Source organism: Actinomadura sp. WAC 06369 (assembly GCF_003947565.1).
Lineage (GTDB): Bacteria > Actinomycetota > Actinomycetes > Streptosporangiales > Streptosporangiaceae > Spirillospora > Spirillospora rifamycini.
This window is the reverse complement of record NZ_QHJN01000048.1, coordinates 22,835-49,522: the sequence shown is the minus strand read 5'-3', so window position 1 is coordinate 49,522 and position 26,688 is coordinate 22,835. Positions and strand designations below refer to the sequence as shown.

At 72.6% G+C, this 26,688-nt stretch carries 23 protein-coding genes, 2 tRNA genes and 1 pseudogene; 11 read left to right on the top strand and 15 right to left on the bottom strand.

The window, feature by feature from the left end:
* The 3 genes from DMH08_RS15580 to DMH08_RS15570 form a co-directional block, all read left to right on the top strand.
* On the top strand, positions 1-743 hold a 743-nt coding region (locus tag DMH08_RS15580; protein WP_442778640.1), incomplete at its 5' end, for a hypothetical protein.
* 123 nt (positions 744-866) lie between these two features.
* The gene (locus tag DMH08_RS15575) at positions 867-1,640 is read left to right on the top strand and encodes a sensor histidine kinase (RefSeq protein ID WP_125615043.1); all 774 of its coding nucleotides are present in this window, start codon (positions 867-869) and stop codon (positions 1,638-1,640) included.
* A gap of 23 nt (positions 1,641-1,663) precedes the next feature.
* Positions 1,664-2,323 carry a response regulator transcription factor gene (locus DMH08_RS15570; RefSeq protein WP_034519906.1) on the top strand — a complete coding sequence of 220 codons (660 nt, stop codon included), beginning with the start codon at positions 1,664-1,666 and terminating at the stop codon, positions 2,321-2,323.
* 115 nt (positions 2,324-2,438) lie between these two features.
* Here DMH08_RS15570 and clpX read toward each other — a convergent pair whose 3' ends face one another.
* The 4 genes from clpX to tig all read right to left on the bottom strand — a co-directional run bounded on the left by clpX (position 2,439) and on the right by tig (position 7,012).
* Positions 2,439-3,713, bottom strand: coding sequence for an ATP-dependent Clp protease ATP-binding subunit ClpX (gene clpX, locus DMH08_RS15565; RefSeq protein WP_026404341.1), 1,275 nt, complete (start codon positions 3,711-3,713; stop codon positions 2,439-2,441).
* Between the two features lie 173 nt (positions 3,714-3,886).
* A complete protein-coding gene (locus tag DMH08_RS15560; protein WP_233617615.1) occupies positions 3,887-4,552 on the bottom strand; it encodes an ATP-dependent Clp protease proteolytic subunit in 666 nt (221 codons plus the stop codon).
* Positions 4,553-4,613: 61 nt separating this feature from the next.
* Positions 4,614-5,246 (bottom strand): ClpP family protease, encoded by a 633-nt coding sequence (locus DMH08_RS15555; RefSeq protein ID WP_034519902.1) that lies wholly within the window; start codon positions 5,244-5,246, stop codon positions 4,614-4,616.
* Positions 5,247-5,518: 272 nt separating this feature from the next.
* A complete protein-coding gene (tig, locus tag DMH08_RS15550) occupies positions 5,519-7,012 on the bottom strand; it encodes a trigger factor (protein ID WP_125615040.1) in 1,494 nt (497 codons plus the stop codon).
* 510 nt (positions 7,013-7,522) lie between these two features.
* Between tig and DMH08_RS15545 the strand changes: the two genes are divergently transcribed.
* The gene (locus DMH08_RS15545) at positions 7,523-8,755 is read left to right on the top strand and encodes a hypothetical protein (RefSeq protein ID WP_199747807.1); all 1,233 of its coding nucleotides are present in this window, start codon (positions 7,523-7,525) and stop codon (positions 8,753-8,755) included.
* A 114-nt stretch (positions 8,756-8,869) separates the two neighbouring features.
* Here the strand turns inward: DMH08_RS15545 and DMH08_RS15540 are convergent, their stop codons facing one another.
* Positions 8,870-11,389 (bottom strand): Tex family protein, encoded by a 2,520-nt coding sequence (locus DMH08_RS15540; protein WP_233617614.1) that lies wholly within the window; start codon positions 11,387-11,389, stop codon positions 8,870-8,872.
* Positions 11,390-11,762: 373 nt separating this feature from the next.
* Here DMH08_RS15540 and DMH08_RS15535 point away from each other — a divergent pair, with 373 nt between their 5' ends.
* Together DMH08_RS15535 and DMH08_RS15530 are read left to right on the top strand one after the other, a co-directional pair.
* Entirely contained in the window at positions 11,763-13,070 is a 1,308-nt protein-coding gene (locus DMH08_RS15535) for a sensor histidine kinase (protein ID WP_233617612.1), read from the top strand.
* On the top strand, positions 13,022-13,669 hold the full coding sequence (locus DMH08_RS15530) for a LuxR C-terminal-related transcriptional regulator (RefSeq protein WP_026404336.1): 648 nt from the start codon (positions 13,022-13,024) through the stop codon (positions 13,667-13,669). The genes DMH08_RS15535 and DMH08_RS15530 overlap by 49 nt, the downstream gene beginning before the upstream one ends.
* Positions 13,670-13,697: 28 nt before the next feature.
* On the opposite strand, the gene DMH08_RS15525 is transcribed toward DMH08_RS15530, so the two are convergent.
* A complete protein-coding gene (locus DMH08_RS15525) occupies positions 13,698-14,117 on the bottom strand; it encodes a cupin domain-containing protein (protein ID WP_125615031.1) in 420 nt (139 codons plus the stop codon).
* 59 nt (positions 14,118-14,176) lie between these two features.
* On the opposite strand from DMH08_RS15525, the gene DMH08_RS15520 reads away from it, so the two are divergent.
* Positions 14,177-14,647, top strand: a complete 471-nt coding sequence (locus DMH08_RS15520) for a MarR family winged helix-turn-helix transcriptional regulator (RefSeq protein ID WP_026404334.1) — start codon at positions 14,177-14,179, stop codon at positions 14,645-14,647.
* Positions 14,648-14,853: 206 nt separating this feature from the next.
* Positions 14,854-16,686, top strand: coding sequence for a glycoside hydrolase family 18 chitinase (locus DMH08_RS41610; RefSeq protein ID WP_051301178.1), 1,833 nt, complete (start codon positions 14,854-14,856; stop codon positions 16,684-16,686).
* A 185-nt stretch (positions 16,687-16,871) separates the two neighbouring features.
* Here DMH08_RS41610 and DMH08_RS15510 read toward each other — a convergent pair whose 3' ends face one another.
* A complete protein-coding gene (locus DMH08_RS15510) occupies positions 16,872-17,666 on the bottom strand; it encodes a nucleotidyl transferase AbiEii/AbiGii toxin family protein (RefSeq protein WP_158642317.1) in 795 nt (264 codons plus the stop codon).
* Positions 17,663-18,280 carry a hypothetical protein gene (locus DMH08_RS15505; protein ID WP_125615023.1) on the bottom strand — a complete coding sequence of 206 codons (618 nt, stop codon included), beginning with the start codon at positions 18,278-18,280 and terminating at the stop codon, positions 17,663-17,665. The genes DMH08_RS15510 and DMH08_RS15505 overlap by 4 nt, the downstream gene beginning before the upstream one ends.
* Positions 18,281-18,352: 72 nt before the next feature.
* On the opposite strand from DMH08_RS15505, the gene DMH08_RS15500 reads away from it, so the two are divergent.
* Positions 18,353-19,051, top strand: a complete 699-nt coding sequence (locus DMH08_RS15500) for an HAD family hydrolase (RefSeq protein ID WP_199747806.1) — start codon at positions 18,353-18,355, stop codon at positions 19,049-19,051.
* A gap of 9 nt (positions 19,052-19,060) precedes the next feature.
* Here the strand turns inward: DMH08_RS15500 and DMH08_RS15495 are convergent, their stop codons facing one another.
* Positions 19,061-19,507 (bottom strand): hypothetical protein, encoded by a 447-nt coding sequence (locus DMH08_RS15495; protein WP_233617611.1) that lies wholly within the window; start codon positions 19,505-19,507, stop codon positions 19,061-19,063.
* Positions 19,508-19,712: 205 nt separating this feature from the next.
* On the opposite strand from DMH08_RS15495, the gene alaS reads away from it, so the two are divergent.
* Positions 19,713-22,283: an alanine--tRNA ligase gene (gene alaS / locus DMH08_RS15490; protein ID WP_125615017.1), complete on the top strand. Its 2,571-nt coding sequence runs from the start codon at positions 19,713-19,715 to the stop codon at positions 22,281-22,283.
* On the opposite strand, the gene DMH08_RS15485 is transcribed toward alaS, so the two are convergent.
* On the bottom strand, positions 22,264-23,298 hold the full coding sequence (locus DMH08_RS15485) for an NAD(P)-dependent alcohol dehydrogenase (RefSeq protein ID WP_026404328.1): 1,035 nt from the start codon (positions 23,296-23,298) through the stop codon (positions 22,264-22,266). The genes alaS and DMH08_RS15485 overlap by 20 nt on opposite strands.
* Before the next feature lie 58 nt (positions 23,299-23,356).
* Positions 23,357-23,433, bottom strand: a tRNA-Pro gene (locus DMH08_RS15480).
* 140 nt (positions 23,434-23,573) lie between these two features.
* Here DMH08_RS15480 and DMH08_RS15475 point away from each other — a divergent pair.
* Positions 23,574-23,647, top strand: a tRNA-Gly gene (locus tag DMH08_RS15475).
* Positions 23,648-24,260: 613 nt separating this feature from the next.
* On the opposite strand, the gene DMH08_RS15465 is transcribed toward DMH08_RS15475, so the two are convergent.
* The 4 genes and pseudogenes from DMH08_RS15465 to DMH08_RS42800 all read right to left on the bottom strand — a co-directional run.
* The gene (locus DMH08_RS15465; RefSeq protein WP_125615014.1) at positions 24,261-24,641 is read right to left on the bottom strand and encodes a hypothetical protein; all 381 of its coding nucleotides are present in this window, start codon (positions 24,639-24,641) and stop codon (positions 24,261-24,263) included.
* A 160-nt stretch (positions 24,642-24,801) separates the two neighbouring features.
* The gene (locus DMH08_RS15460; RefSeq protein WP_125615011.1) at positions 24,802-25,116 is read right to left on the bottom strand and encodes a hypothetical protein; all 315 of its coding nucleotides are present in this window, start codon (positions 25,114-25,116) and stop codon (positions 24,802-24,804) included.
* 73 nt (positions 25,117-25,189) lie between these two features.
* Positions 25,190-26,167, bottom strand: coding sequence for a relaxase/mobilization nuclease domain-containing protein (locus tag DMH08_RS42805; protein ID WP_442778641.1), 978 nt, complete (start codon positions 26,165-26,167; stop codon positions 25,190-25,192).
* Positions 26,152-26,430, bottom strand: a pseudogene (locus DMH08_RS42800) (plasmid mobilization protein); the annotation flags it as partial. The gene DMH08_RS42805 and the pseudogene DMH08_RS42800, both read right to left, overlap by 16 nt.
* Positions 26,431-26,688: the final 258 nt, after the last annotated feature.

Sequence of the window (26,688 nt, the reverse complement as noted above, 5' to 3'; positions counted from 1 at the left end):
GGTCGTACGGCGCTCCCGGCCCGTACGGCGCCGCGCCCGGCGCGCCCGGCGCACCCGGCTCGCCCGGAGCGGCGCCCGGGCCGCCCGGTGGGCCGGGGGCGTTCGGGGCGCCGCCGCGGCGGAGGCGGGGGAAGGGGGTGCTGATCGGGTTGCTGGCCGGCGGGTTCGCGCTGGTGCTGCTGGTCGTCGGCGGGGCCGGCTACTACGTCCTGAGCACCGACCACAAGATCACCACGCCGCGTTCGGCGGGCGGGATGACCCTCGACATCCTCGCCACCGGCAAGTACGACGATGCCTACGAGGAGATGCAGCGGGTGATCCGCAGCACCATCGCCCCGGCGGACGGCGACTGGGTCCGCGGGGTGTACCGGGACGGCGACCTCGGGTTCCTGCTCATCGGCTACACCGGCGGCTACGAGCAGCGGGACGGGCTGGTGTCCAAGCTCGACTTCCACCTGCGCAACTCGCTCAGCCTGGGCGAGGCCGACGTCTCCGTGCGGATCTGGGAGATCGACGACGCGGGCGGCGACGGCGAAGCCTTCTGCGGACGCGTGACCACGACCGTGCGGTCGTCGTCCTACGCGCACTCCTCGATCTGCGCCTGGGCCACGAGGACGACGTTCGCGGTGGTGCTGCCGCTCGGCGTGAAGGTCGCCGGGCAGGACCGGGCGGAGCCGCCGGAGTACAAGGTCGAGGGCCTGCAGCGGGTCATGCGGGACCTCCGGGCGGACGTCGAGAGCTGACCGGCACCCCGGAAAGGGCTTTCCCGCCCGGTTCGGGACACAGGTCACCTGACACCGGGTCGCGTCCCGGGTCACTCTGGAGGGCGGTGCCCGTGACCGCGGGCGCGGAGGGAGAGGTACGGGATGCGAGCGGTACTGGCACGGGCCGCCGTGCTGGCCGGCGCGTTCGCCGCGGGGGCCGTGACGGCGCACGCCGCGACCATCCCGCACCTCCACCGCATCGCCGCGGACCTGCAGCGCTCCCGGGAGCGGATCCTGGCCGGGCGCGAGGAGGAGCGGCGGCGGCTGCGGCACGACCTGCACGACGGGCTGGGCCCGACGCTGGCGAGCCTCGCGATGTCGCTGGACGCCGCCCGCATCACGCTCGCGTGCGAGCCGGAGCGCACGGACCCGCTGCTCGCGGACGTCCGGGACCGGCTGGCGTGCGCGGTCGGGCAGGTGCGGGAGCTGGCCCACGGGCTGCGCCCGCCCGCGCTGGACGACCTGGGCCTGATCGCGGCGATCGAGTCGTTCGCCGCGGGCTGCTGCAAGCGGGTCGAGGTGCGCTGCGACGGGCCGCCGGGCGAGCTGCCCGCGGCGGTCGAGGTCGCGGCGTACCGGATCGTCCGGGAGGCGCTGACGAACGTGCGGCTGCACGCGCCGGAGAGCACCGCCATGGTGCTGATCGGCCGGGACGCGGACCTGCACGTGACGGTGGCCGACACCGGCCCCGGGCTGCCGCCGGCGGGCGGCGGCGGGCGCCGCGCCGCGGCGCGGGGACTGGACGCCATGCGCGAGTGGGCCGCCGAGGTCGGCGGCGGGTGCACGATCACGTCACGGAACGGCGGCGGCACCGTCGTCGCGGCCCGGCTGCCGCTGGGCGCCGGATACCATCGGCCTGCGGACGGGCGGGCGTGAGCCCGCCGGGCGAAGGCGAGGCCATGAGCGGGGAGACGATCCGGGTCCTCATCACCGACGACCATCCGGTGTTCCGGCAGGGGCTCAAGGGGCTGCTGCAGGCGCTCGGCGTCGAGGTCGTGGCGGAGGCCGGGAACGGGCCGGACGCGGTGCGGATCGCGGCGGAGCTCCGGCCGGACGTCGTGGTGATGGACCTGTCCATGCCGGGCGGGAACGGCATCGAGGCGACGCGGACGATCACCCGGACGAATCCGGGCATCGGGGTGCTGGTGCTGACGATGTTCCGCGACGACGACTCGGTGTTCGCGGCGATGCGGGCGGGCGCCCGCGGCTACCTGCTGAAGGAGTCGGGCGCCGAGGAGATCGCGCGGGCGGTGCGGGCGGTCGCCGCCGGGGAGGCGATCTACGGGCCGGAGATCGCGCGGCGGGTGCTGACGTTCTTCACCGACATGCCGGACCCGCGGCGGTCGGCGTTCCCGGAGCTGACCGAGCGGGAGCGCGAGGTGCTGGCGCTGATCGCGCAGGGCCGCAGCAACACCGAGATCGCGGGGACGCTGTTCCTCAGCCCGAAGACGGTCCGCAACCACGTGTCGAACATCTTCATGAAGCTGCACGTCGCGGACCGCGCGCAGGCGATCGTCCTGGCGCGGGAGGCGGGCCTCGGCGAGTCCGGGCGGCGCTGACCCCGGCGGACGGCCCCGGCGGACGGCCCCGGCGGACGGCCCCGGCGGACGGCCCCGCGCACACACGGCGACGCCCCCGGACGGGTTCGTCCGGGGGCGTCGCCGTTCGCGCGTGCTACGCGGATTTCTCGCGCGGCTCCCGCTTCTTGCGCTCGCGGGGCACCAGGGTGGGGTTGACGTGCTCCAGCACCGCCTCGGCGGTGATCACGACGCGCTCGACGTCCTCGCGGCTGGGCACCTCGTACATCACCGACATCAGCACCTCTTCCATGATCGCCCGCAGGCCGCGGGCGCCGGTGCCGCGCAGGATCGCCTGGTCGGCGATGGCCTCCAGCGCGTCGTCGGTGAACTCGAGGTCGACGCCGTCGAGCTCGAACAGCCGGTGGTACTGGCGCACCAGGGCGTTCTTCGGCTCGGTGAGGATGTTGATCAGCGCCTCGCGGTCCAGGTTGTGGACGTTGGTGATGATCGGGAGCCGGCCGACGAACTCCGGGATCATCCCGAACTTCAGCAGGTCCTCGGGCATCACGTCGCCGAGCACGGCCGACGACTCCTCGAAGTCGGCCTTGGACCGGATCTGGGCGCCGAAGCCCATGCCCTGCTTGCCGACCCGGGCCTCGACGATCTTCTCGAGCCCGGCGAACGCGCCGCCGCAGATGAACAGCACGTTCGTGGTGTCGATCTGGATGAACTCCTGGTGGGGGTGCTTGCGGCCGCCCTGCGGCGGGACGCTCGCGGTGGTGCCCTCCAGGATCTTCAGCAGGGCCTGCTGGACGCCCTCACCGGAGACGTCCCGGGTGATCGACGGGTTCTCGCTCTTGCGGGCGACCTTGTCGACCTCGTCGATGTAGATGATCCCGGTCTCGGCCTTCTTGACGTCGTAGTCGGCCGCCTGGATCAGTTTGAGGAGGATGTTCTCGACATCCTCGCCGACGTAGCCGGCCTCCGTCAGGGCCGTCGCGTCCGCGATCGCGAACGGCACGTTGAGGAGTCTGGCGAGCGTCTGCGCGAGCAGCGTCTTGCCGGAGCCGGTCGGTCCCAGGAGCAGGATGTTCGACTTGCCCAGCTCGACCGCATCGTCCCTGCCGGTGTCACCCGACTGGATCCTCTTGTAGTGGTTGTAGACGGCCACGGCCATGGCCTTCTTCGCCGTCTCCTGCCCGATGACGTAGGAGTCCAGGAACTCGTAGATCTCCCGCGGCTTGGGCAGGTTGTCCCACTTGAGGTCGGAGGTCTCGGTGAGCTCCTCCTCGATGATCTCGTTGCAGAGATCGATGCACTCGTCGCAGATGTACACGCCCGGACCCGCGATGAGCTTCTTGACCTGTTTCTGACTCTTTCCGCAGAAAGAGCACTTGAGCAGATCACCACCGTCGCCGATGCGTGCCACCCAACTGTCTCCTTTTCGTGGGGCCGCTCTCTGGTTCAGATGCGGTGCGGCTCGGTTGCGTCCCGAAGGCTCTCGACGTTGGACTCGACGTTACCGCCTCCGACGGGCTTCGAAAGCCCCTCGCCCGGAAGTATGACGACCGGGCTGGGGGACTCCCTCGTCCTCGTGTCGCCTCAGGACGACACTACCTCGGCTTTGCGCTTCCTGCTCGCAAAGACGTCGTCGATGAGGCCGTAGGTCTTGGCCTCCTCGGCGGTGAGGATCTTGTCGCGCTCGATGTCGCGGCGCACCTCCTCGATGCTCTTCCCGCTGTGCTCGGCCAGGATCGACTCGAGCAGCTCCCGGATCCGCATGATCTCGCGGGCCTGGATCTCGATGTCGCTGGACTGGCCGTAGGTGCCCTCGGTCGCGGGCTGGTGGATCAGGATCCGCGAGTTGGGCAGCGCGGCGCGCTTGCCGGGCGTGCCGGCGGCGAGCAGGACGGCCGCGGCCGAGGCCGCCTGGCCGATGCAGACCGTCTGGATGTCGGGCTTGACGAACTGCATCGTGTCGTAGATCGCCGTCATGGCCGTGAACGAGCCGCCGGGCGAGTTGATGTAGATGCTGATGTCGCGGTCGGGGTCGATCGACTCCAGCGTGATCAGCTGGGCCATCACGTCGTTGGCGGACGCGTCGTCGATCTGCACCCCGAGGAAGATGATCCGCTCCTCGAAGAGCTTGTTGTACGGGTTCATCTCCTTGACCCCGTACGTGGTCCGCTCCACGAAGGACGGAATGATGTAGCGGTTGTCCACCGGCAGCGGGGATCCGCCCGCCGCGGGAACCCCCGGGCGGACCAGGTCGCCGATGCCGGGTCGCGTCAGATCGCTCACTGTTGCCTCCGAATCGTCAGTGGGGTCGTCAGGAGACGGGGCCCTCGGAGGGCACCTGGCTGGCGCTGAGCACCACGTGGTCGACGAACCCGTAGTCCTTGGCCTCGTCGGCGGTGAACCAGCGGTCGCGGTCGGAGTCGCGCTCGATCTGCTCGAGGGACTGGCCGGTGTGCTCGGCGATCTTCTCGGCGAGCGTCTTCTTCACGTACAGCATCTGCTCGGCCTGGATCTTGATGTCCGAGGCCGTGCCGCCGATGCCGCCGGACGGCTGGTGCATCATGATCCGCGCGTGCGGGAGCGCGTAGCGCTTGCCCCGCGCGCCGGCGCACAGCAGGAACTGGCCCATCGACGCGGCCAGGCCCATGCCGACCGTGACGACGTCGTTGGGGACGTACTGCATGATGTCGTAGATCGCCATGCCGGCGGTGACGGAGCCACCTGGCGAGTTGATGTAGAGCGTGATGTCGCGGCGGCCGTCCTCGGCCGACAGCAGCAGCAGCTCGGCGCAGATGCGGTTGGCGATGTCGTCGTCGACCTGCTGGCCGAGGAAGACGATGCGCTCGCGCAGCAGCCGCTGGAAGAGCTGGTCGCCCAGAGGCAACAGGGGCGCCTCGGCGACCCGCGCCTGGATCCGCGACGACTCGTCGAAAGTCGGAGGCATGCTCACCGGGTGTTCCTCCGGTCCTTTAAATCGGTTCGGATGATTGGACATTAACGCGCTCAGCGGCCCCCTTAAGCCCGGGGGCCCGCCTTTTCGCCAGGGGCGTACCCGGTCGGCGCCGGGTATGCGGCGATCTACCGGAATGCGGCACGCCCCGTACCCGGTCATCGGGTACGGGGCGTGCGTGCGCCTCGCGGGCCGCGGACGCCCGCCGCGCGGCCCGCGGGGGCCGGGCGGCGGCGCCGCGGCGGTCGAGCGGCTCGGAGAGCGCCTCAGGCGTCCTTCTTGCCCTCGGCGGCGCCCTCGGACGCCTCGGCGTCCGCGGGCTTGTCCTCGGCGGCCTCCGCCGTCTCCGCGGCGGCCTCCGAGCCCTCGGCGGTCTCGTCGGCGCCGGCGGTGTCGTCGGCGTCCTCGTCGGCCTCGACGGTCTCGCCCGTCTCACCGTTCAGCTCGCGCTGCACGGCCTCGACGTCGATCACGTTGCCGGACTCGTCCTTGACGCTGACGTGCTCGACGACGAGGTTCAGCGCCTTGCTGCGCAGCACCTCCGAGACGATCGCCGGGAGCTGGTTGTTCTCGGTGAGGTACTGGGCGAGCTGCTGCGGCTGCACGCCCATCTGCATGGCCTGCGTGACGACGTACTCGCTGAGCTCCTCGTTCTCGACGTTCAGCTCCTCCTGGACGGCGAGCTGGTCGAGGACGAAGCCGCCCTTGACGGCGAGCCGGGCCGCGTCGGCGACCTCGGTCTCGAACTCCTCCTCCGACTTCTCCTGGTCGGCGAGGTAGTCCTCCTTGGACATCCCGGCCATCTGCAGCTGCTGCTCGAGCTGCTGGTTGCGGCGGCCGATCTCCTCGTCCACCACGGCGTCCGGCAGCGGGATGTCGACCTTCTCCAGCAGCGCCTCGAGGGCCTTGTCCCGGGCCTCGGACAGCTGCTGCATCCGCACCTGCCGCTCGAGCCGCTTGCGGACGTCCTCGCGCAGCTCCTCGACGGTGTCGAACTCGCTCGCGAGCTGCGCGAACTCCTCGTCCAGCTCGGGCAGGTTCTTGACCTTGACGCTCTGCACGGTGGCGGTGATCTCCGCCTCCTCGCCGGCGTGCTCGCCGCCGGCCAGCGCGCCGGTGAAGGTCTTCTCCTCGCCGGCCGACAGGCCGACGAGCGCGTCGTCGAGGCCCTCGACGGCCGACTTGCTGCCGACCTCGTAGGAGTAGCCGGTCGTGGAGGCGTCCGCGACCTCCTCGCCGTCGATCTTGGCGACCAGGTCGATGGTGGCGAAGTCGCCCTCCTCGATCGGCCGGTCGGCGGTGGTGAGGGAGGCGAACCGCTCGCGCAGGTTGTCGATCGTCTCGTCGACCTGCTCGTCGGTCACCTCGGCGTCGTCCACGACGACCTCGAGGCCGTCGTAGTCGGGCACCTCGAACTTCGGCCGGATGTCCACCTCGGCGGTGAACGCGAACTGGTTGCCGTCGTCGAGCTCGGTCACCTCGACCTCGGGCTGGCCGAGCACGAAGAGCTCGCTCTCCTCGACGGCCTTGCCGTACAGACCGGGCAGGGCGTCGTTGACCGCCTCCTGCAGGACCGCACCCCGGCCGACGTACTTGTCGATCAGCGGGGCGGGGACCTTTCCGCGTCGGAAGCCCTTGATCGCGACCTGCTGCGAGATCTCCTTGTACGCCTTGTCGAGGTTCGGCTTGAGCTCGTCGAACGGAACCTCGACGGTGAGCTTGACCCGGGTGGGGGTCAGCTCCTCGACATCGGTCTTCACTGGGGTTGGTCTCCTTGATCGGGCGCTGTCTCGGCCGCGGCGTTCGACGCGTCTCTGTCCTTCTTGCCTGCGAGCCCTCGGCCATCCCGCGCACGGACCCGGTGGATCCCGGCCGGGTCGATCCCGGCCGACCGGTCCGGCTGCGCGTCATTCCTCAGCCCGGCAGTGTCTCAGGGCGGCGCGGGCACGCCGAATACGGCTCCGCGCCTTCGCGCGCAAGTCTATGGGGTACGGGCGTCGTCTGCGGACATCGGAGGTCCACAACGGCGGAGAAACCCGGGGACGCGCCCGTCTCCGGTGCCGGGGCCGGCCTCCCGGGAGGGTGCCGTGCCGCGGTGTCGCGCGCGCGGACGCGTGCCGAACAGCGGCCGTCGGGGACGGGGCGCGGCGGTGACACGCGGGGCACGGTGAGCATACGTGCACGTCGGGACGGGCGGAATGTCGATTCCGTGTTAACACGGCCACACAGGCAGTGACATCCGGCACCCGGAACCTTCATACTCATCCGGGATGAACGGGATAATCGCGGCCTTCAGCGCCACCGCCCTCTACTACCTCGGGTTCGCCGTCTTCAAGCTGGCGGCGGACCGGATGGCGGTCCTCCGGGGCAACCGCATCCTGCACATGATCTGGACGATCCTGGGCAACTGGGTGTTCCTGATCGGCCTGGGCCTCGTCCTCGGCGGGCTGAGCCTGCAGATCGTGGCCCTCAGCAAGCTGTCCCTGCCGACGGCGGTGCCGATCTTCATGTCGGGCATCGTCCCGCTGCTGGTCATCGCGCTGGCGTTCTTCGGCGAGCGGCTCACCGCGCGCGAGTGGCTGAGCCTCGTGCTGACCGGCGCGGCGATCCTGCTGCTGGCGGCGTCCGTGGTCGGCGACGATCCGATCAGCTCGGCGGACGCACCGGCCTGGAAGCTCGGCCTGGTGCTCGCGCCGTCGGTCCTGGTGCCGCTGCTGATCCTCGTCGTCGGCGACCACCGGCCGGACGGACGGCACGCGCGGCCGGTCACCGGGATCGCCTACGGCGTCGCGTCCGGCCTCCCCGTCGGCACCGCGGAGATCGCGATCAAGGGGTGGAGCGACCACGCGCACCGCGCCGACCTCGGGATCCTCGCCACGCCGTGGCCGTACCTGACGGTGCTGGCCGCGGCGATCGGGTTCGGGATCATGGTCGCGGCGTTCCAGCGCTGCCGGGTGGCGATCGTGTCGACCGTCATGACCGTGTGCGCGAAGTCGTACCTGCTCATCATGGGCACGTTCGTGTACGGGCAGCCGTGGCCGGACGAAGCGGACCGGTCGGCGATGCGGATCGCGGCGCTCGCCCTCGCCGCCGTCGCCGTCCTGCAGTTCCCCCGGCACCGGCCGGTCGCGGACGCGGCGCGGGAGGCGGCCCGCGAGCGCGAGGCGGCCGCGCGCGACCCGTTCGGCGCGACGTCCGCGGGCGGTCCGGCGCTCGGCGACCGGGGCTTCGCGGGGCGCGGCTTCGGCGGTCCCGGTCCCGGTGCCGCCGAGCCCGTGCTGGGCGCGCCCGCCTTCGAGGAGTACGGCGAGGGGTACGGCGAGGAGCGCGGCGGCGAGCCGCCGTGGCTGCGGGAGCCGCCGCGGCCCGGCCCGTTCGCGCAGGACCCGCTCGGGCGGGGGCCGTCCGGCCGCTGGAGCGCGGACGTGCCGCCGCCGCGCCCGCCCGAGGCGCCCGAGGAAGGGCACCGCGGGCAGAACGGCGACCGGAACCGCCGCCGCTGACCCGCCGCCGGCACGCCCTGTTCGGGGCCGGGTGACGGAACGGGCCGCCGTCCCGCCCGGTGTGCGAGGGGACGGCGGCCCGCCGTGCGTCGGCTGCGGCTCCGCGAAGGCGTCCTAGCGGCGCTTGCCGCCCTTGCGGCCGTCGCCGGGAAGGCCCTTGTCGAGGCCCGCGCGGCGCAGCGCGTCGGCCATCGCGCCGCCGCCGGAGGAGCCGCCCTGGCCCCCGCGGCCGCCGCCCTGGCCGCGTCCGCCCTGGCCGCCGCGCCCGCCGCCGCCCTGGCCGCCGCGGCCGCCGCGCGCGTTCTGGCCGCGTCCGCCGCCGTTCTGGCCGCCGCCCTGACCGCCCTGACCGCCCTGGCCGCCGCCGGGTCCGCCGCGGCCCTGCCGCCGGTCGCGGGAGTCGCCGCGCCGGCCGCCCTGCTCGCGGCCCGGCTCGTCGTCCAGCCGCAGCGTCAGCGAGATCCGCTTGCGCTGCAGGTCGACGTCCAGCACCTTGACCCGGACGATGTCGCCGGGCTTGGCGACGTCGCGCGGGTCGGACACGAACTTGTCGGACATCGCGGAGATGTGGACGAGCCCGTCCTGGTGCACGCCGACGTCCACGAACGCGCCGAACGCCGCGACGTTCGTCACGACGCCCTCGAGGATCATGCCCGGCTCGAGGTCGGAGAGCTTGTCGACGCCCTCCTTGAACGCGGCCGTCTTGAACGCGGGGCGCGGGTCGCGGCCCGGCTTCTCCAGCTCGGCGATGATGTCGGTGACGGTCGGCAGGCCGAACGTCTCGTCGACGAACTCGTCCGGGCGCAGGCCGCGCAGCACGGCCGTGTTGCCGATGAGCCCGTTGATGTCGCCGCCCGCCGCGCCGAGGATGCGGTGCACCACCGGGTACGACTCGGGGTGGACCGACGACGCGTCGAGCGGGTCGTCGCCGCCGCGGATGCGCAGGAAGCCCGCGCACTGCTCGAACGCCTTCGGGCCGAGCCGCGGCACGCCCTTGAGCCCGTCGCGGCCGCGGAACGGGCCGTTGGCGTCGCGGTGCGCGACGATGTTCTCCGCGAGGCCCTCGCCGATGCCGGACACCCGGGTCAGCAGCGGCGCGGACGCGGTGTTGACGTCGACGCCGACGGCGTTCACGCAGTCCTCGACGACGGCGTCGAGGGAGCGCGACAGCTTCACCTCGGACACGTCGTGCTGGTACTGGCCGACGCCGATCGACTTCGGGTCGATCTTGACGAGCTCGGCGAGCGGGTCCTGCAGCCGCCGGGCGATCGAGACGGCGCCGCGCAGCGACACGTCCATCCCGGGCAGCTCGCGGCCCGCGTACTCCGACGCCGAGTACACCGACGCGCCCGCCTCGGACACCATGATCTTGGTGAGCTTGAGGTCGGGGTGCCGGGCGATCAGGTCGGCGGCGAGCTTGTCGGTCTCGCGGGACGCCGTCCCGTTGCCGATCGACACCAGGTCGACGTCGTGCTCGCGGGCCAGCTTGGCGAGCGTCTCGATCGACTCGTCCCACTTGCGGCGCGGCTCGTGCGGGTAGATCGTGTCGGTCGCGGTGACCTTCCCGGTGGCGTCCACGACGGCGACCTTCACGCCGGTGCGCAGGCCCGGGTCGAGGCCCATCGTCGCGCGGGACCCGGCGGGCGCGGCGAGCAGCAGGTCGCGCAGGTTCGCGGCGAACACCCGGACGGCCTCGTCCTCGGCCTCCTGCCGCAGCCGGGTGCGCAGGTCGATGCCGAGGTGCACCAGGATGCGGGTGCGCCACGCCCAGCGGACGGTGTCGGCGAGCCACCCGTCGGCGGGGCGGCCCCGGTCGACGATGCCGAACCGGCGCGCGATCTCCGCCTCGTAGGACGTCCGGACGCCCGGTTCCTGCGGCTCCTCCTCCGGTTCGAGGTCGAGGTCGAGGACCTCCTCCTTCTCGCCGCGGAACAGAGCGAGGACGCGGTGCGACGGCAGCTTCTCCAGCGGCTCCGCGAACTCGAAGTAGTCGGAGAACTTGGCCCCGGCCTCCTCCTTGCCCTCCCGGACGCGGGAGGTCATCCGGCCCCGCTTCCACATGCGCTCGCGCAGCTCGCCGATGAGGTCGGCGTCCTCGGCGAAGCGCTCGACGAGGATCGCGCGGGCGCCCTCCAGCGCCGCGGCCGCGTCGGCGACGCCCTTCTCCGCGTCGACGTAGGCCCCGGCCTCGTCCCGCGGGTCGCGGTCCGGGTCGTCCAGCAGCAGGTCGGCGAGCGGTTCGAGGCCCGCCTCGCGGGCGATCTGCGCCTTGGTGCGCCGCTTCGGCTTGTACGGGAGGTAGATGTCCTCCAGCCGCGCCTTCGACTCGGCCGCCATGATGCGGGCGCGCAGCTCGCCGGTCAGCTTGCCCTGCGACTCGATCGACTCCAGGATCGCGCCGCGCCGTTCGTCCAGCTCGCGGAGGTAGCGCAGGCGCTCCTCCAGGGCCCGCAGCTGCGCGTCGTCGAGCGCGCCGGTCGCCTCCTTGCGGTAGCGGGCGATGAACGGGACGGTCGCCCCGCCGTCGAGCAGGTCCACCGCGACCCGCACCTGTCCTTCGCGGACGCCGATCTCGTCGGCGATCCGCCGGGTGATCGGCGGCGGGCCGTCCGCACCCGCGGACTGCTCGGTCACGGTCTGCTCGGTGGCCGTCTGGCCAGTGGTCGCTGTCACAACTTCGATTCGCTTTCTCCCCTGGGTGTCGCAGTGCATTGTCCAGGGAACCGGGCCGCTTGTCTTGTCACCCCGGCGTGCCCGGCTCCCGGTGCGCCGCCCGCCCACCGTACGGCCTCCCCCGGACGGGCGCCGCGCCGCCGGCCGCCGCGCTCGGTCGGAGTCGCGCCGCACAAGGACGCCGGGCCCGTCGGGCGTCCGGACGGGGATCGGCCGGGAGAGGGTAGGCATAACTCCACCCCGCCCCGCGCGGATCGGGGGCCTGAGCCCACTGCCGTCCGCGGCGCGGGGTCCGAAAATGGGCGCAGAGCACCCTCGGACGCCTGGAGGAACGTTGAACGAGCACGAGCGGCCCGCCGATCGCCGGAGAGGTTTCGCCGAGCGCGCCTTCCTCAACTTCGTGCGCGGGCTGGTCCAGGTCGTGGTGGCGTGCGCGGTCGGGCTCCCGCTGTTCATCCTGACGGTGCTGTCGATCCTGCTCATCCCGCTCGGCGCGGGCGTCTTCCTGACGCCGGTCGCGGTGCTCGCGCTGCGCGGCGTGACGAACCAGCAGCGGCTGTGGGCGGCGGACTGGTCGGGGGTGCGGATCCCGGCGCCCCACCGGCCCCGGCCGTCCGGCCGGCTCGGTCCGTGGCGGCGGCTGGGGTGGCTGCTCGGCGACCCGGCGACGTGGCGCGACCTGCTGTGGGCGCTGCTGAACGCCCCGCTCGGGCTCGTCCTCGGGGTCCTCGGCGGCGGGCTGACCGTGTACGGGCTGGAGGGCGTGCTCGTCGCGCCGTGGCTGGCGCAGGTGATCGACTACGGCTGGGGCCCGTTCTGGATGCTGGACGACTGGGGCGCGCTCGGCTTCGCCGGGACGATCGTGCTCGGCGCGGCGCTCGTCGCGGTGTCGGTCCCGGCGGGGACGGCCTTCCTCAAGGGGCACGCGCTGTTCTGCCGGTCGCTGCTCGCGCCGACGCGGGGCGCGCTGGCCGCGCGGGTGGAGCGGCTCACCGAGACGCGGTCGGAGACGGTGGACGCGTCGGCCGCCGAGCTGCGCCGGATCGAGCGCGACCTGCACGACGGCGCGCAGGCGCGGCTGGTCGCGCTGAGCATGAACATCGGGCTGGCGGAGGAGATGCTGAAGCACGACCCGGAGACGGCCGCGAAGCTGCTCGCCGAGGCGCGGGAGGCGGGCGGCACCGCGCTGACGGAGCTGCGCGACCTGGTCCGGGGCATCCATCCGCCGGTGCTGGCCGAGCGGGGGCTGGAGGGCGCGGTGGCGGCGCTGGCGCTGACCCTGCCGCTGCCGGTGGACGTGCGGATCGGGCTGCCCGGCCGCGCCGACGCCCCGGTGGAGTCGGCGGCCTACTTCGCGGTCGCCGAGACCCTCGCCAACGTGGTGAAGCACTCGGCCGCGCGGCGCGCCTGGGTGCAGGTGGAGCACGACGGCGCCCGCCTGCTCGTGATCGTCGGGGACGACGGGACGGGCGGGGCGGACCCGGCGGGCGGCAGCGGGCTGCGCGGGATCGAGCGCCGGCTGGCCGCGTTCGATGGGACCATGGCGGTGACGAGCCCGACCGGAGGCCCGACCGTCGTGACCATGGAGCTGCCGTGCGCGTTGTCATCGCCGAGGACCTCGCCCTCCTCCGGGACGGCCTGATCAGGATCCTCGAGGCGTTCGGCTTCGAGGTGGTCGAGGCGGTCGACAACGGCCCGTCGCTGCTGCGGGCGCTGACGACGCACCGGCCGGACGTCGCGGTGGTGGACGTCCGGCTGCCGCCGACGTTCACCGACGAGGGGCTGAAGGCGGCGCTGGACGCGCGGCGGAAGATCCCCGGCCTGCCGGTGCTGGTGCTGTCGCAGCACGTCGAGCAGCTGTACGCGCGGGAGCTGCTGTCCGACCGCGGCGGCGGCATCGGCTACCTGCTCAAGGACCGGGTGTCGGACGTGAAGCAGTTCGTCGAGGCGGTGCGCCGGGTCGCCGACGGCGGCACCGCCCTCGACCCGGACGTCGTCGCCCAGCTGCTCACCCGGCACGCCCGCGAGGAGCCGCTGCAGGCGCTGACCCCCCGCGAGCGCGAGGTGCTCGGGCTGATGGCCGAGGGACGGACGAACGCGGCGATCGCCGCGCGGATGTTCGTCACCGAGAAGGCGGTCAGCAAGCACACGAACAGCATCTTCGGCAAGCTCGGGCTGCCCCCGTCGGAGGACGACAACCGGCGCGTCCTGGCCGTCCTGGCCTACCTGAACGCCGGTTAGCCCCGGGTCCGGACGGGCCGGACGGCCGTCACCGCGCCCAGGGCGGGACGAGGCGCTCGTCCCCCTGCGGCGCGATGTCGCACTTGGTGTCGTCCACGAGCGCGTCCGGGTCGTAGACGAGGCAGCCGGCGGGCGCGGCGACGACGGCGGTGAAGCCGGTCTCCGCGCCGGCGGTCATCTGCCGGGCGACGTCGGCGGGCAGGACGAGCGTGTCGCCGGGGCCGACGCGCTCCGTGCGGCCGCCGACGTCGACGGTGGCCGCGCCGTCCAGGAACGTCCAGATCTGCTCGGTGTCGAAGGCGTGCCGGGGGCCGGTCTTCCCGGGGAGGACGTCGACGCGCCAGACGGCGAGCCCGGCGGTGCCGCCCTGGGTGGGGGTGGCGAACGTGGTCATCGTCCCGTTCGGGGTCTCGGTGCGGCGGGCTTCGGCATCGCGGACGAGAGTCATGGGGGCATCCCCTAAGTTAGGCAATGAGGTTGTCTATATAGTCAACGAGGTTGTCTTTCATGTCAAGCGAGTCCCCCGGCTTCGAGCTGCCGCTGCGGATGTTCCTGGCGTTCCGCGCGTCCATCGACGAGGTCCACGCCGACCTGGCCGCCCACGGCCACCCGGACCTGCGCCCGACGCACGGGTTCGTCTTCCAGGCGATCATGCGCGGCGGCTCCTCGGCCGCCGAGCTGGGCCGCCGGCTCGGCGTGTCCAAGCAGGCCGCGGGCAAGATGATCGAGTCGCTGGAGCGCATCGGCTACGTCGAGCGGGTGCCCGACCCCGGCGACGCGCGCCGCAAGACCGTCCGGCTCACGCCGCGGGCCGCCGACGCCCTGCGGCGCTCCGAGGAGGCGTTCGAGCGCGTCCGCGCCGACTGGGCGCGGCGGCTCGGCCCGGAGCGCGTCCGCGCCCTGGAGGACGACCTCCGCGCCCTCACGCCCGCCGACCCGTGGCGGCTGGACGTGCCCGGCTGGTTCGGCGGGGCCTGAGTTTTTTCCGCCGCGCGCCCGGTACGTACGTGTGCAGGCCGACGCCCGGACCAGCGCCCGCACCGCCCGCGCGGGGCCGCGCGGCCCCCGATCCGGCCCTTGAACGGCCGGATCCGCCCGGTTACCATCGCCACAATTCTTAGGAAAGTTTCCTAAGAGTTGAGCGGGGATTCCTGTTTGCTCGGGGGCCGAACGAACGGAGAATCATGTCAAGACCGGGCGTACGGCGGGCCATCGCGCTCGCGGGCGCGGCCGTCCTCGCGGCGGCCGGCGGACTCCTCACGGCGCTCCCGGCGGCGTCGGCCGGAACCGTCACCGCCACCTGCACCAAGACCTCCGACTGGGGCACCGGCTTCGAGGGCCGCTGCACGATCACCAACGGGACGGACGCCGCGATCGACGGCTGGACGCTCACGGGCGACCTGCCGTCCGGGACGTCCGTCGGCGCCACCTGGAACGCGACGAAGACCGTCTCCGGAAACCGGTACACCTTCACCAACGCGGGCTGGAACGGCACCGTCGCGGCGGGCGCCGGCGTCTCCTTCGGGTTCAGCGGCACCGGACCCGGCTGGTTCACCGGCTGCACCGTCAACGGCGCCGCCTGCGACGGCTCCGGCGGGCCCGGCGGCGACACCGCGGCGCCGACCGCCCCGAGCGGCCTGCGCTCCACCGGCAAGACCGCCACCACCGTCGCGCTGGCCTGGACCGCCTCCACCGACGACGTCGGCGTCACCGGCTACGACGTCTACAGCGGCTCCGCCAAGGTCCAGACGGTGACCGGCACCGAGGCCACCGTCACCGGCCTCACCGCCGAGACCGCCTACACGTTCACCGTCAAGGCCCGCGACGCCGCCGGGAACGTGTCCGCCGCGTCCAACGCCGTGTCCGTCACCACCGACGCGGGCGGCGGCCAGCCCGGACCCGGCGGCGACAAGGTCATCGGCTACTTCGCGCAGTGGGGCATCTACCAGCGCAACTACCACGTCAAGAACATCCACACGAGCGGCTCGGCCGAGAAGCTCACCCACATCAACTACGCGTTCGGCAACGTCCAGAACGGCCGCTGCACGATCGGCGACTCGTTCGCCGACTACGAGAAGGCGTACACCGCCGACCAGAGCGTGGACGGCGTCGCCGACACCTGGGACCAGGAGCTCAAGGGCAGCTTCAACCAGCTCCGCAAGCTGAAGAAGATGTACCCGCACATCAAGGTCATCTGGTCCTTCGGCGGCTGGACCTGGTCGGGCGGCTTCGGCCAGGCCGCGCAGAACCCGCAGGCGTTCGCCGAGTCCTGCTACAACCTGGTCGAGGACCCGCGCTGGGCGGACGTCTTCGACGGCATCGACATCGACTGGGAGTACCCGAACGCCTGCGGCCTCACCTGCGACACCAGCGGGCCCGAGGCGTTCGAGAACCTCATGCGCGCCCTGCGCGGGCGGTTCGGCGACGGCAACCTGGTCACGGCCGCGATCACCGCCGACGCCAGCGACGGCGGCAAGCTGGAGAAGGCCGACTACGCGGGCGCCGCCCAGTACGTCGACTGGTACCTGCCGATGACCTACGACTTCTTCGGGGCGTGGGCCGCGCAGGGCCCGACGGCGCCGCACTCCCCGCTGACGTCCTACCCCGGCATCCCGCAGCAGGGCTTCAACTCCGCCGACACCATGGCGAAGCTCACCGCGATGGGCGTCCCCGCGGACAAGCTGCTGCTCGGCATCGGCTTCTACGGGCGCGGCTGGACCGGCGTCACGCAGTCCGAGCCGGGCGGCACCGCCACCGGCGCCGCGCCCGGCACCTACGAGGCGGGCATCGAGGACTACAAGGTCCTCAAGAGCCGCTGCCCCGCGACCGGCACCGTCGCCGGGACCGCGTACGCCAAGTGCGGCAGCCAGTGGTGGAGCTACGACACGCCCTCCACCATCGACGGCAAGATGCGCTGGGCCTCGGACGAGGGCCTCGGCGGGGCCTTCTTCTGGGAGCTGAGCGGCGACACCACGGGAGGTGAGCTGATCACCGCCATGAGGAACGGTCTCGGCTGATCGAGGCGCGGGGGACCTCCCGGCCCCCGCCGGCCGAGCCACGCGGGCCCCCGACCCACCCCGGACGCCGGTCGGGGGCCCGTCCCTTCCCGGCGTCCGGTCGCCCGGCGCCCGCTCCCCCGCTCACGGGCGCCGGGTGACGGGCGCCGGGTGACGGGCGCCGGGTGACGGGCGCGGACGGACGGTCACGCGAGCCGTTCCGCCAGCTCCCGGACGTACCGCTCGGGCGGCCCGTCGGCCTGCGGGCACGCGTCCGCGAACCGCCTCGCGTCGATCCGGAGGAGTTTGATTTGCTCCGGGTCGAAATGCTCCAGCCCGTCGACGAGGCCGGTGTCGAGGCGGGCGTCGCCCGCGAGCAGCCACGCGTCGTACAGGTCCTTGGGCTGGGGCACGGAGTCGGCGAGCAGCCAGCGCACCTTCCAGGCCAGCGACAGCCCGGGCGCCGCGCAGCGCAGCGGCACCTCGTGCGGCCCGTCCACCCCGCCCGGCACCGGCACCAGCACGAGGTCCGGCTCCGCCGGCAGCGGCTCGCCGAACGAGAAGTCGGCCTGGATCCTCCCGCGCGGCCCCGCGTCCGACCGCCACCGCATCGACAGCCGCACGCCCGGCGAGTCCGAGTACGGCCAGAGCTCCGACCGCTCCGCGGCGGTGCCGTCCACCTCGATCTCCTCGTAACCCGTCCGGTACGTCACCAGCCGCTCGACCCCGTCCAGAACGCCCCGGGACCACCAGTCGCGCGCGTGCAGGTCGGACGGGAGCACCACGAAGTCGACGTCCCCGGGGTCGCGCGCGGCGTCCCCGTACCAGGCCCGCAGCAGCACGCTGCCCCGCAGCACCAGGTCGTCCGCCCACGGCGACTCCGAGACCGCCGACAGGACGTGCCCCAGCGCCTCCCACCGCGCGGCGCGCCAGTCGGCCCGCTCCTGCGGGGTGCCGAACACCGGCTCGTCGTACGACGGCGCCGCGCGGTAGCCGCTCACCGCCGCTCCTCGATCCAGCCGTCGTCCAGGGACTCGTCGCCGTCGAACACGACGAACTCGCGCTCCACCTCGACGATCTCGAACCCGCGGGCCCGCAGCGCGCCGGTCAGGGCGTCCAGGCGGGCGCCCGCCGTGCGCGCCCCGACCCGCCGGCAGCGCTGGGTGACGAACCGCTCCGCGCGTCCGTCCGTCCGGACGCGGCGGGCGTTGCGCGACACGTGCGCCGCGTGCGGGCCGACGACCTCCGCGAGCCCCGGCGCGGCGCCGGCGTCCGGGGCGAGGAGGAGCTTCACGTGGTGCTCGAAGTAGCGCGCGGGGTCGAGGGCCTCGTCGTCGGCGGCGGGGACGCCCGCGTTCCACGGCGCCGCCTCGATCTTCACGCGGGCCGCCGCGAAGCCGTCCGCCCGCAGGTCGAGCGCGGTGCGCGCCGCCTGGGCCCGCGCGTCGTCCAGGGTCCCCGAACAGGTCAGCGTCAGCATCGGCTGCGACGCGACCCGGCCGCGCTCCAGCACGATGTGGGCGAACTTCACGCCGCGCGCCGCCGCCCAGTCCGCGACGGCGCGGGCATCCCCGTGAACGGTCACGTGCGTCTCGAAATCCCCGGCGAAATCCACGCTCCGGATGGTCCCAGAGCCTTTGGGCCGATTCACCCGGGTTTTCGGGGCGGGCCGTCTAGGGTGCGTACCGTGCGCGACATCGAAGCGGTGCTGTTCGACCTCGACGGGACGCTCGTCGACCACGACGGCTCCGCCGCGGCGGCGATCGCCGGGGCGTTCCCCGACGTCGACGCCGCGTGGCTCGTCCCCCGCTGGAACGAGCTCGGCGAGGCGGCGGTGGAGCGGTACCTCGCGGGCGAGCTCGACTTCACCGGGCAGCGCCGCGCCCGCATCACCGCGCTGGCGGACGAGCTGGGCCTCGGCACCTGGGACGACGCGCGGGCCGACGCGTGGTTCGCCGCCTACACCGTCCGCTACGAGGCCGCGTGGCGGGCGTACCCGGACGCCCCCGGCGCCCTGGCGGCGCTCGCGGCGCGCGGCCTGCCGCTCGGCGTGATCACGAACGGGGACGTCCGGCAGCAGCGCGCGAAGCTCGCGCGGACCGGGCTCGCGGAGCTGCTGCCGCACCTCACCGCGTCCAGCGAGGCCGGCTGCGCCAAGCCCGCCGCGGAGATCTTCCACACCGCCTGCGCCGGGCTCGGGCTGGCGCCCGGCGCCGTCGCCTACGTCGGCGACCGCCTGGCCACCGACGCGCGGGGCGCCGCGGCCGCCGGGCTGACCGGCATCTGGCTCGACCGCTCGGACGGCCCCGCGCCCGACCACGCGGGCGTCGTCCGCATCACCGGCCTCGACGCGCTCCCCCGCGTCCTCGCGGACGGCCCCGGGTAGCCGGACGGGTCAGCGCGCCGGGAGGTCGGCGTCGCAGAAGACGCACACGAAATGCCCGTCCTTCACCACGTTGAGCTCCGCGCAGGACGGGCAGCGGCGGAAGACGAACACGTGCGTGAAGCCGTCCGGACGGCCGATCCCCGCGCGGTCGAGGGCGCCCGCGACCGCCGGCCACGACTCCGGCCCCGGGCAGTAGCCCGTCGACTGGTTCGTCACCTCCGCCACCCGGCCGTCCCCGAACGCGATCTCGCCCGCCGCCAGGACCGGACGCCCGCCCGCGCACGACACGTGCTCGCTGCGCCGGGGCGCGATCCGCAGGACGCCGTCCAGATCGACGACGTAGGTGCGGGGCTCGTCGTCCAGCCCCTCGACGTCCGCCGGCGATCCGACCGGTTCGCCGACCCTGCCCGGAACGGCCCTGTCGAACAACTCGGCCGGACCCACATAGTCGTACACGCCCGCCACCGTAGACGTTAAAAGAACGTGCCGATCGCGCTTTCCGTGCGCTACGGTGCGAAGAACGTCCGCGAGTCAGGAAGTCCGATGGCCTTTCACGAGGTGGGGCGGCGAGCTAGCCGCGCCGAGCTGGGGAACGAGCAGTCGTGCCCGGCCCGGCTCGGCGGTGTGCGCCGTTGTCCCATCGACCTCGTGAGGCCGTTCCATGCGCTCTTCTGACATCCGCACGACCTTTCTCGACTTCTTCCGCGAGCGCGACCACCGCGCCGTCCCGTCCAGCCCGCTCGTCCCGTCCGATCCGACGCTGCTGCTGGCGAACGCGGGGATGAACCAGTTCAAGCCGTACTTCCTCGGCGAGTCGACGCCCGGCCACCCCCGGGCGATGACCGTGCAGAAATGCGTCCGCACCTCCGACATCGAGAACGTCGGCCGCACCGCGCGGCACACCACGTTCTTCGAGATGCTCGGCAATTTCTCCTTCGGCGACTACTTCAAGCAGGAGGCGATCTCCTGGTCGTGGGAGCTGCTCACCGGGCACTTCGGTCTCGACCCCGACCGGCTCTGGGTCACGGTCTATCTGGACGACGACGAATCCGTCCGGCTGTGGCGCCGCATCGGCGTCCCGTCCGACCGCATCCAGCGGCTCGGAATGAAGGACAACTACTGGTCGATGGGCATTCCCGGCCCCTGCGGCCCGTCCTCGGAACTGCACTACGACCGCGGCCCCCGCTACGGCCGCGAGGGCGGACCCGCCGTGGACGGGGAGCGCTACCAGGAGCTGTGGAACCTCGTCTTCATGCATAACCTCCGCGGCGAAGGACCCGCCAAGGAGGGCTACCCGATCCTCGGCGAACTGCCCGCGAAGAACATCGACACCGGGCTCGGCCTCGACCGCCTCGCCGCGATCCTGCAAGGCGCGGACGGCGTGTGCGAGACCGACCTCGTCGGCCCCACCCTCCGCCTCGTCCGGGAACGCGCGGACCGCGACTACGCCGACGAACCCGTGTCCTTCCGCATCGTCGCCGAGCACGCCCGCTCCATCGCGTTCCTCATCGCCGACGGCGTCCTGCCGTCCCCCGACGGGCGCGGGCACGTCCTGCGCCGGCTGATGCGCCGCGCGATCCTGCACGCCCGCCGCCTCGGCATCGACGACGCGCTGCCGCCCCTCACCGCGAGCGTCGTCGACAACCTCGGCGGGACGTGGCCGGAACTCGCGTCGCACGCGGAGCTGATCCGGCACGTCGTGGCGTCCGAGGAGGAGGGCTTCGAGCAGACGCTCCGGCAGGGCACCCGCTTCCTCGACACCGCGATCTCCCGCTCGTCCGGCACGCTCTCCGGCGAGACCGCGTTCAAGCTGCAGGACTCCTACGGCTTCCCCATCGACCTCACCCTCGACGCGGCGCGCTCCGCGGGCCTCACCGTCGACGAGGACAGGTTCGGCGAACTCGTCGAGGAGCGCCGCCGCCGCGCCCGCGACGCCGGCCGGGACACCAAGGACACCGCGGTCGCGCGCCGCGACCTCTACCGCCGCGTCCTCACCGAGCACGGCCGCACCGAGTTCGTCGGCCACGACGCCACCGAGGCGGAGACGCGCGTCCTGTCCCTCGTCGACCGCACCGGCGCGTCCGCGGGCGACGAACTCGAAGTGGTCCTCGACCGCAGCCCGTTCTACGCCGAAAGCGGCGGCCAGGTCGGCGACACCGGCGAGATCCGCACCCCCGCCGGCACCCTCCGCGTGCTGGACACCCGCCCCGAGCTCGGCCTGCACGTCCACACCGTCCGCGTCGTGGACGGCGAGCTGCGCCCGGACACCCCGGGCCACGCGGTCGTCGACGCCGACCGCCGCACCGCCGCGGCCCGCTCGCACAGCGCGACGCACGTCCTGCACGCGATGCTGCGCCGCGTCCTCGGCGACCACGCGGCCCAGCGCGGCTCGCGCGTCGAACCCGGCAGGCTGCGGTTCGACTTCGCGCACTTCTCCCCCGTCGACGTCACGCCCGTCCAGACCCTCGTCAACGACTACCTCCTCGACGACCCGCAGGTGCGCGTCTGGGAGGCGTCCCGCACCGAGGCCGAAGCGGCCGGCGCGACCGCCCTGTTCGGCGAGAAGTACGACGACACCGTCCGCATCGTGGACATCGGCGACGCGTCCCGGGAGCTCTGCGGCGGCACCCACGTCGCCCACGGCGCGCAGGCCGGGCCCGTCCGCATCGTCGGCGAATCCTCGATCGGCACCGGGCTCCGCCGCATCGAGGCGCTCACCGGCGCCGACGCGCTCCGGCACTACGACCACGAGCAGCACGTCCTGACCGAGCTCGCGGACCTCCTCGACGCGCCCCCCGACCGGCTCGCCCGGCGCATCGAGGTCCTCCTCGAAGCGCAGCGCGAACTCAAGGCCCTCCAGCGCCGGCGGCTCGACGACCTCGTCACCGCGCTCGCGGCGTCCCCCGAGCACCACCCGGGCGGCCGCCTCATCACCCGGATCGTCGACGTCGAGGACCTCCGCGCCGTCGCCACGAGACTCCTCCCGCACGCCGACGCGGTCGTCCTCGGCACCCGCCGGAAGGGCAAGGCGACGATGGTCGCGGCGCTCGGCCCCGGCCTCGGCACGCCCGCCCGCGACGTCCTCGCCCGCGCGGCGCGCGAGGTCGGCGGCGGCGCCGGCGGCAAGGGCCCCGTCGCGCACGCGGGCGGCCGCGACGCCGACCGCCTGCCCCACGCGATGGAGCTCGCGACCGCCGACGCCCGCGCCCTGCTCAGCCGTTCGGCAGGATGACGGCCCGCCCGTTCACCTTCCCGGCGCGCAGCCGCTCGTACGCCTTCGGCGCCTCGTCCAGCGAGTACGTCTCCACATGGACGTCGACGACCCCGGCCCTGGCCAGCTCCAGGACCTCGATCAGCTCGCTCCGCGACCCCCAGTAGGGGGCCCGCACCGAGGCGTCGAAGGCGATCGCCCCGAACCCCACCTGCGCGACGCCCCCGCCGATCCCCACGATCACGACATCGGCCTCGGCGGCCGCCACCGACGTGGCGGTCGCCACCGTCGGCGGCGCCCCCACGAAGTCGAACACCGCCTGCGCCCCGCCCGTCATCCCGCGGACCCGCTCCGCCGCGCGCTCGTCCGACAGCACCGTCTCGTGCGCCCCGACCGTCCGCGCCAGCTCCAGCTTCTCCTCCGACACGTCCAGCGCGATCACCGTCGCGGGCGTCAGCGCCCGCAGCAGCTGGATCGCCACATGCCCGAGCCCGCCCGTCCCGATCACGACCGCCGCACTGCCCGGCACCAGCCTCGGCAGCGCCCCCTTGATCGCGTGGTACGGCGTCAGCCCCGCGTCCGTCAGCGGCACGTTCGTCACCGGGTCCAGATCGCCCAACGACACGAGATGCCGCACGTCATCGACCACGAGGTACTCGGCGATCGCCCCGGGCTCCCCCAGCCCCGGCGGCAGGATCCCCAGCTCGTCCGCACGCACGCAGAGGTTCTCCTTGCCCCGCGCGCACATCACGCACACCCCGCACCCCCACGGGCCGTACACCGCGACCGACTCCCCGATCGTGACCCCGCGCACCCCGTCGCCGACCGCCTCGACCGTCCCGGCCCCCTCGTGCCCGAGCGTCAACGGCAACGGGAACGTCAACTGCTCGGCCGTCCAGCTCATCACCTCGAGATCCGAGTGGCACACCCCGGCCGCCGACACCTTCAGCAGCACCTGCCCGGGCCCCGGCTCCGGATCCGCCACGCCCACGACCTCGGGCGCACCGCCCACCTCGCGATACTGAACCGCCCTCATGTCTCCCCCTCCGGACGTACGTCCGGGGGATATGCCCACGAGGTCACGAACCTACCGATGGTCGGGCTGGCGGGATTCGAACCCACGACCCCTGGCACCCAAAGCCAGTGCGCTACCAAGCTGCGCTACAGCCCGCACCCCGACGCACGAGCGCGGGTGCAGCCCGAAGTCTAGTGCCGATCGCCCCCGCCCGCCGCCCGGCGACCACGACCGCACCCGAAACCCTGTACGCTACGGATGGCGCACAAGGACCGCCCAGGCCCTCCCGGCGCCCCGCGGGCGTAGCTCAATGGTAGAGCCCCAGTCTTCCAAACTGGCTACGCGGGTTCGATTCCCGTCGCCCGCTCCACGTTCCCCCAGGTCAGAGGCCCTCTACGGGCTGGCGATCAACGCTACCCAGATCATTTGTCACCCTTTTGTCACTGGGATCGAGCACACCAGAGCGGCATCCTGGTTCATTTCCAACCCTCCGTGATCACAGCCGCCCCCCCTCCCGGCAAAGATCGACACCGCCAGGGAGCACACGCCCTCCACGCCGAAGGTCCGGCTCCGCACGGGAACCGGACCTTCGATCATCGGACGGGTAGTCAGCCCAGCTCGATACCGAGCAGGCGCCGCAGATCAGCCGTCACCACGCGGTAACTGACCCCGATGCGGATCACCTTGCAGGGGAACTCCCCCAGCCGCGCCAGCTCGTAGGCGCGCGTACGTCCCAGCCCCAGCGCCCGTGCCGCCGTCTCGACGTTCGTCGTGGTCGCAGGGCAAGGAGCTCCTCGCGGCTCATCAGTTCCATGCGCTCAGACCCCCTTCCCGCGCCCGTGGAACCGCTTCAGACGCGCGCCCCGACACCGACGCGTCACCCCCGGTGCGGCGCCCGGCTCCGGCGCCACCTCACGCGATACGGGCGGCCCAGCGTCCTCCGACGGCGTGATCCCGTGCATGTAGTTGATCGCTTCCTGGGCTTACCGGGCTGCTTCACTGAGCCCCGAGGTCAGATGACGGGCGTGAAGAGTCGCACGACCGTAGGCGTCCATCACCTCCCCCAAGGCGCCGTGATCGTGAGCGAGCCGGTGCTCTCGATGTTCGCACGAGAGGAACCGGTCGAGCTGCTGAAGGGTCTGGTCGAATTTGGAGGCGACAGTGGCGATGGCCCCCATCACCCCGTAGACGGTCGCCGGCCCGGCCAGCCCCGCCGACTCCGCGGTGACATGGTTGAGGGTCCTGGCGGCCTCGCACAGGTCGTCGGCGGCCTGCTCGGTCGCGGCGTCGTCCGGGACGAGAGATTCCCGGCGGTTGCCGTCATGGGTCATGTGCACGCTCCTTGCGGCTTCGTCTTCCTGCATCTCGGGCAGGGTCAGGTGCAGTCATCGCTCGTCCTCTCTTCCGGAGCGCCAGTCGCAGTTGCTTGACGCTCTTTGACCTTACTTACGCTCTGTCATTGTGCCTGCACAGTGATCTTTACCCCATCACCCCGCACACAGCGGCGCGTCTACCCACGCCTGGTCACAGCTTGGGACCACGGCGAGTCTGGGACTGCTGAGGGATGGGGCGCGACGGCCTCGCCGCGATATGCCGCAGCCCGTCAGCCAGCGGCACCGGGAAGGACTCGGCTGCAAGGCGTCCGGCAGCCTGCACCTCGGCGACGTTGGGCGGCGTCGGACGCACCTGCGCCGCCGAGGCACCCCGCCCCACAACGCGAAGCCGATCGCCCGCCCTTCTCGCCGCCTGGGCCTGGACCGTTCGTCCCTGCGCTTCGCGGTGAGCAGCAAGCTCGTCCACGACGTCCAGCAGATTGGCGACCAGGAACAACAGCTCCACCGTGAGGCTCGCCGCCGGTCGCGCTGATCTCCTGTACCGATGTTGACGGCGGCGACGAGCCGTGCAGCAACCCTCAGACCATTGCCGGGCCGGGTGGCCACCGTCGGACGCCCGAACGGCTCTCGCGCCGCGCGCCCGTAGACGTCCGCGATTTCGGCAAGCTCACGGTTCTCCGTGATGTCCGCCGCCACGTGCAGAACGTCGGACGCCGCCGCAGCGATGTCGGCACGCACGCGCGGGTCACTGGTCTGGCGCATGTGCCGGGCAGCCGTTGCCGCCGCTCGGGCGGCCTCCCGGTAAGCCTGGTTCCGTTCGTCGAAACCGACGCCGGACCGCCGCATCCGCGCCGCCCTGCGAGCAGACGGCACGTCCACGCTCGCGGCGCCCCACCGATGCCGCAGCTTCGGCAACGTGAGCTCGGCAGCGAGCTTGCCCCCGGAGAAGTAGATCGGAGCCGAAGCGGCATTCGTGTAGCTCGGATCCGCGACGGCGAACCCGGTGATCTCCCCGGCGTCCGGACGCTGAAGCGCAACCTCACCAGAAGTCCACGCTCACGCAGCCCGGCGAAGAACGCCTCCTCGCCACCCGCTGAAGCCGCAACGGCCGCCACCCGACGCCGCAACGCGCAACGCGTCGGCTCCCTCCCACCGGCCCGCCGTGCGCGCTCAATCTCCGGCCTCGTCGGCCTCGGCGCCGCCGTCCGATCCGCCGGCGCCGTCCGGTGGAGTCCCCAACGCTCCTCCAACACCCGACACGCCTTCCGAACCTTGAGGTAGTCCCGCGTGACGTCCGGCCTTCGACCGTCTTCACGGGCGAGCATGGCAACAACATGGACGTGGTCATCGGCGTGCCGGACGGCGATCCACCTGCACGCGTCCGGGTCATCCCGTGGCGCGATCCCGGTCTGATGCATCAGTTCCTCAGCGGCTTCCGCCCACTCGTCGTCCGACAGCACCCGGTCAGCAGGGGCAGTCCGCAGCGAGCACTGCCAAACCGGTTTCCCCGGCGGACAGGCAACGAGTTCGGGATGTCCCCACGCGCATTGGCGTATCGCGCCAACTGGTTGAGATTGACACCGACCGCGTTCACCTGTCGGCTGGCGTTCCTCAACTCCCCGTGGAGAGCAACGAGCGCTCCATCAAGCGGACGTCTCTCCCGAATCGCCGTCCGAACAGTCTTGACCACGAAAGCACTGCATGCCATCCCAGCATCGGCGGCCGCTTCGCGAATTTCCTGATACTTCTCGTCACTGACACGAATTCTCAGTTCCTTGGCTCGACGCTTCCCACCATCAAGCCGTGGACGCCGCTGCAACGGCTCCGACCTGCCCGTTCCCCCGCTCGCTGACGTACCGCACCTCCACCAGCCTCGCCAACCCGGACCGCGCCCGGTCCACGCCGAACATTGTGGTCCCGCCAGCGGAAGTTATCCACAATAGGTAGCGCTCTACCAGCTATCTTGCAGCCCGTCTTTCCCTCAACGAAGACGCCAGCACAGCGGCCTACATCGCCCAGAAAAACGAGGAAAGCCGTCGACTATCAGCGCCTGCCACTCTGTGCACTCATCATGCCA